Source organism: Longimicrobium sp. (genome assembly GCF_036280135.1).
Classification (GTDB): domain Bacteria; phylum Gemmatimonadota; class Gemmatimonadetes; order Longimicrobiales; family Longimicrobiaceae; genus Longimicrobium.
Map to the genome: position 1 here is coordinate 1 of NZ_DASURI010000239.1, position 5,182 is coordinate 5,182.

At 71.3% G+C, this 5,182-nt stretch carries 5 protein-coding genes; 3 read left to right on the forward strand and 2 right to left on the reverse strand.

Features of this window, described 5'->3' with window-relative positions; genetic code table 11:
- The 3 genes from VFZ20_RS07370 to VFZ20_RS07380 form a co-directional block, all read left to right on the forward strand.
- The coding region (locus VFZ20_RS07370; RefSeq protein ID WP_329683202.1) for an ABC transporter substrate-binding protein at positions 1 to 847 on the forward strand (847 nt) is incomplete at its 5' end.
- A gap of 186 nt (positions 848 to 1,033) precedes the next feature.
- Complete coding sequence (locus VFZ20_RS07375; RefSeq protein ID WP_329683203.1) at positions 1,034 to 1,186, forward strand: class IIb bacteriocin, lactobin A/cerein 7B family; 153 nt, start codon at positions 1,034 to 1,036, stop codon at positions 1,184 to 1,186.
- An 83-nt stretch (positions 1,187 to 1,269) separates the two neighbouring features.
- Complete coding sequence (locus VFZ20_RS07380) at positions 1,270 to 2,418, forward strand: DUF7005 family protein (RefSeq protein ID WP_329683204.1); 1,149 nt, start codon at positions 1,270 to 1,272, stop codon at positions 2,416 to 2,418.
- Positions 2,419 to 2,505: 87 nt separating this feature from the next.
- Here the strand turns inward: VFZ20_RS07380 and VFZ20_RS07385 are convergent, their stop codons facing one another.
- Both VFZ20_RS07385 and VFZ20_RS07390 read right to left on the reverse strand, forming a co-directional pair.
- Positions 2,506 to 3,639 (reverse strand): hypothetical protein, encoded by a 1,134-nt coding sequence (locus tag VFZ20_RS07385; RefSeq protein ID WP_329683205.1) that lies wholly within the window; start codon positions 3,637 to 3,639, stop codon positions 2,506 to 2,508.
- A 17-nt stretch (positions 3,640 to 3,656) separates the two neighbouring features.
- A complete protein-coding gene (locus tag VFZ20_RS07390; RefSeq protein ID WP_329683206.1) occupies positions 3,657 to 5,120 on the reverse strand; it encodes a radical SAM protein in 1,464 nt (487 codons plus the stop codon).
- Between the last annotated feature and the right edge of the window lie 62 nt (positions 5,121 to 5,182).

Genomic DNA, 5,182 nt, shown 5'->3' on the forward strand with positions numbered 1-5,182 from the left:
CCTGCACTCCTACGTCACCGTGGCCGCGGCGCCCATCTACGACCTGTCCGGCCTGCTGCTGGTGGCGCCCACGAGCACCACGCCGGAGCTCACGACGCTGGGCTACGGCCGCGTCTTTCGCACGGTGTTCAACGATGCCGACGCGGGGCGGCAGATGGCGCAGTTCGCCGTGGACCACGGCTACCGGCGCATGGTCATCTACTACGCCCGCGACGAGTACGGCCGGGCCCTGGCCAACGCGTTCGAGGAGCACGCCGCCAGCCAGGGCGCGCAGGTTGTCAACCGCGAGTCGTACGACCCCAACCTGGACGCCAACCCCGTGGCCGCCGAGCAGACGGTGAACACGTGGGCCAGCTACGACTTCGACGCCGTGTTCATCGCCGGGCAGGACGAGCAGTCGGCCCTGCTGATCTCGGAGCTGCGCCGCCGCGGGATCACCGTGCCCGTGCTGGGGAGCGACGCCCTGGCCACGCCTGTCTTTCTGCAGAAGGGAGGCAGGGCGGTGGAGGGCGCCGTGCTGGCCGCGTCGTTTCATCCCGAGGCGCCGGACCCGGAGGTGCAGGCCTTCAACCGCGCGTTCCAGGCCCGCTACGGCCGGCTTCCCGACAGCGGCGCGGCCCTGGCCTACGACGCCGTGCGCGTGCTGGCCCAGGCCATCCGCCAGGCGGGGACGACGGAGCCGGACAAGGTGGCCGCCGCCATGCACGCCCTGACGGGCTTCAAGGGCGTGACGGGCGTCTTTCGCTTTGACCCGCGGGGCAACCTGGTGGGGATCCCCATCCGGCGCATCGTCGTGCGGGACGGGGCCTTTCACTACCTGGACGAATCGGCGCCCGCCACGCGGTAGAGCCCCGGGCCCAGCCGCTAGAGCGCGGCCACCAGCGGATCGAACCGCGGTGAACCGGCCCGAGTGCGCCACTACGTTGTGGCGCAGGGATTTGCGGCGGCGTGTAAAATGGCACGTCGCATGCTCCTCCGGAGCCCGGTTCCCCCTTTCATCATGACAGCCTCTTCCCCCCAGGAGCGCGCATCAATGGCCGACGGCCTTCTGTCCCGGAACGGTGATCTCGACGACTTCGACGAGCTGGACGTCGAGGAGCTGGAAGACGTCGCCGGCGGCATCGCGCCGCTGGACGAGACCAACTCGGGCTGCACCATCAACGGAAACTGCGGCTGCCAAACCTGACGGCCCCCCGTTATTGCCGCGCGCGCGTGGCGCCTGTCCCACCCGTGCCGCCGTCCACGCCGGGCGGCGGAGATCCGCCTGCCATGACCCTCACGCACCCCGCCGCGCCCGTGGACCCGCGAGAGGCCGCCCGGGCGCGCGTGCTTCGCGCCTTTGGCGCCGGGCCCGCCGAGACGGACGAGCTGCTGGCGTACAACCGGAGCGTATTCGCCGTCCCCGCGTCCGTGGAGCTGCCGCTCGCGGACGAGCCGTGCGTGGACGCGTGGCGGCGCTACGCGGACGAGGCCCGTACCCGGGGCGTGCTCCCCGTGCTGCGCGAGCACCTGGTGGAGCTGCGCTTTCCCGTCGCGGCCGGCATCCGCGACACGGAGCCGTACCAGGCGGCCATCCGCCGCGGCGTCCTCCCGGACGGGACCGACGGTCTGGCGCTGGAGAACCCGAACGGGTTGCGGCTGTTCATCCACCCCACGCCCGCGGGGGCCGTGCCCGTGCTGGTGGTCCCTCATCGCGGGGACTTCGAGGCCCTGGTGCGCGCGCTGACCAAGCGGAACGAGCCCGTGCCCCTGCCGCCCTCCATGGGCGCGTGCATGGTGGGCGGATACAACAACTGGGGCCGCGTGGCGGATCTGCGTGGCGCGTGGGAGCGTGGCGAGGTGCCTCTGGAGGGCGCGGAGACGTGGTCCGCCGCGTTCGGCGTGCTGCGCAACCGCAAGGAGCTGTACCAGGACCGCTTCGTCCTGCTGAGCGGCGGGCCGTACAGCGGCGTTCCCGCGGAGGCCCTGGGGCTCACGGCGGAGGAATGGAGCCGGGCCTCGCTCACCATCCGGCTGGAGCACGAGTGCGCGCACTACTTTACGCGGCGCGTGCTGAGCTCCATGCGCAACAACCTGCTGGACGAGCTGCTGGCGGACTACGCGGGGATCGTGGCCGCCGCGGGCCGGTACCGCGCGGACTGGTTCCTTCGCTTCTGCGGGCTGGAAGAAGCGGATGGATGCCGGCCGGGCGGCCGCCTGGAGAACTACCGCGGCGACCCGCCCCTGTCCGACGCGGCCTTCACCGTGCTGGGCCGGCTGGTGCGCGCCGCGGCGCGGCGGGTGGAGGCGTACGACGCCACGCTGGACCCCGGCGCGCGGACGGCGGAGGGCAGGGGCCGCGTGCTGATGGCCCTGGCGCGTCGCACGCTGGAAGAGATCGCCGCGGGAGACGTGGGAAGGCCGCACCCCCTGACCTGAACGACCGTGAGGATCTCCCGGAAAGATCCGGACGGTGTTCGGCTCCTTCGTTCGCTTTCCGTTTCGTGCCGCCGCGTCCCGTTCGCGTCAGTTGGAGAACAGTGCCTCCAGGCGCTCATACAGTTCGCTGATCACGGGATTGGACGGGGGATCGCCGCGGCGGTAGCGGGCGTACTCGGTCGTCCCCTCCGCCGCCTCGAGGGCCGCCGCCCACGTCTCGCGCTCACGCTCCGGCGCGGCATCCGCCAGCAGCCGCAGCATGTCGATCTGCATGCATTCGTCCCGGGCGGCGCGCGCTCCCTGCAGCACCCGGCCCGCGAGGGCGTACGCGTCCTCCATCAACCCCGCCTCCTGGGCGGCAGCGGCCATGCGTGCCGTCACCGGGGCCAGGGACGGGTTGGCCAACTGCTCGACGGACACCTCGCGGACCACGCGCGCCATCCGGACCAGGATCTCCCGCGCGGCTTGGGGCTCGTCCGCGCAGGCATGCGCCTCGGCGGCGCGCAGCCGCAGCACGGCGCGCGTCCACCCCTGCGCCTGCCGCGCGGCGATGCCGGCCCGTGCCGCCGCCGTGCGGGGCGCGCCGGCGCGGCACTGGGCGACCACACACGCTTCCTCGCAGATCCACCGCTGCTCCCCGTCCGCGAAGGGGGCCGCGAACGCCGGCACACGGTCCCACTGCCGGTTTAGAAGCAGCGCCTTGAGCGTGTCGGTGACGTACACCGTTTCCAGGAACCGCAGGAACTGCTCGCGCGAGCGGGTCAGGGTTCGCCATGCCGGACCGTGGAGCCGCACACACCCCAGCTGCACGGTGTCCGTCATCTCGTACGTGCCCAGCCCCGAAAAGCGTGCCAGCGCCTCGCGCCAGCGGCCGGCGAGCGCCTCGAGCCGGCCCAGGTTCACCCACGGCTGCAGGGCCCAAGCGGCAACGCCCGGGTCGCGGGCGCGCCGTGCCTGGCGGCCGTGCCACCACAGCTGCCGCTCCGTCAAACGCCAGGCCACGGCCGCGTCGCCACGGCTGGCCGCGATGAGCGCGGCTTGGTTGCCGATCCCCGCCAGCTCGCCCGCCAGCGCGTGGGTGCCGCGAACGCCGCGCAGCACCTCGGCCGTGCGGCGCGCGAGCTCCGCCGCCCAGGGCCCCAGCGGTTGCCGCGGAACGCGGTCCTGGGGAACCAGGATGGTGGCGGCGATGGAGGGCGCCGGGGCCGCGGTGACGGTCAAGGGTGCGCCTCCCGGCCTCACTCCGCCACGCCCGCCAGCGCCGGGGCGCTTCTGGGCGCGTCGTGCCGCCCCGACCGCCCCAGCGTCACGCGCATCTCGTGCTTGAGGTGCGACTTCACGCTGCAGCAGCTGCGCGTTCCGTGCTGCACGCGGCTCAGCGGGCACGCCGCGCCCTGGCACCCGGGAAGGACGTAGCAGCTCTTGCACATGGTGTCGCTCTCGAAGTGGGGAGCCACCCAGTGGGCCATCTGGTGGTCGTTCACCTCTAGCGTGCCGTCGGGGTGCAGCTGGCCCACCACGTTCTCCTCCATCTCGTACAGCACGATGGTGCACTTCATCAGCTTGCCGGTGGCGCCCACGATGAAGTTGTAGGGCCGCGCAGCGTAGCACACGTTGCTGCCCGGTTCCGCGCTCTCCGTGATCCCTGACTCCTGCGCCAGTCCCACCTCGTCGGCCTTGGCCTGCAGCTGGCGCAGCACCGTCTTGCGGTCCGCCGTTCCGCAGGTGTCCAGCTGGTCGTCGTTGTCGCCGCCCCACTGGCCCACGGGCCGAAAGCGCATCTTGAAACGCCGGTCGCCCCCGAAGTCCTCCGTGATCGACTCCATGAACGCCCCCAGCCGGGGAAAGTTGCGGTTGTCGAAATTTACCCTGAGGTCCACGAGAAAGTCGGTCTTGCGGGCGGCCAGCCCGCGCAGGTTGTCCAGGATGACATGATAGGTGGGGGACCCGTCGCGACCCACCCGCTTGCAGTCGTGCTCGTCGGGCAGCCCGTCCACAGTGATCTGAAAACGCCGGCACCCCCAGTCCAGCAGCCGCGTCGCGCGCTCCTCGTTCAGGAGGTACGCGTTGGTGGTCATGTGCTGGTCGTAGTGAATTCCGTGGCGCCGGGCCGTCTCGTTCATGAACGGCTGAAGGTCCTCGATGGCCTCCCAGCCGTACAGCGGTTCGCCCCCGAACCACGAGATGGCCAGCTGGTCCAGCCGCGGCGCGCGCTTTTCCACCAGGCGCTTGATCCCCTCGCGGGTGGCGGGGGTCATGGTTCCCCGCTCAAACTTCTCGTAGCAGTACACGCAGCGGAAGTTGCAGTCCTCGCTGGTGAGCAGGATGAACTGCAGGACGTCTTGGCGAACCTGCTGCTTCATGTACTGCACGCGAAAGCGGTCCAGCTCGTTCGCGTCCGATTCCACGAGGTAGCCGCGCCGGACCATGTACTCGCCTACCTGGCCCAGCGGCTCGGACGTGCCCTCGTGCGAGAGCAGCGCCAGCACCTGGTCTCGGTGCCGGGCGGCAAAGGCCGTCACGGCGCCCGTATAGGTGTTCCACAGCAGGATGCGGCCGTCGTCCCCCACTGTTCGCGCGTTGAAGCGCGACGGCAGCCAGCGCTTGCGCGGGCGATAGCGCAGCTGGACCATGGACACGGGTACCGGCGTCCTTTCGCCGCGTTCGTACGGGGAGGTCACCATGTCGATCGTCGGCGTCATTTTGCCACTCCTCAGTCCTGGGCATTGCGCTCCGCGAGGGGCGGAGCGGGATGGGGGCGAGT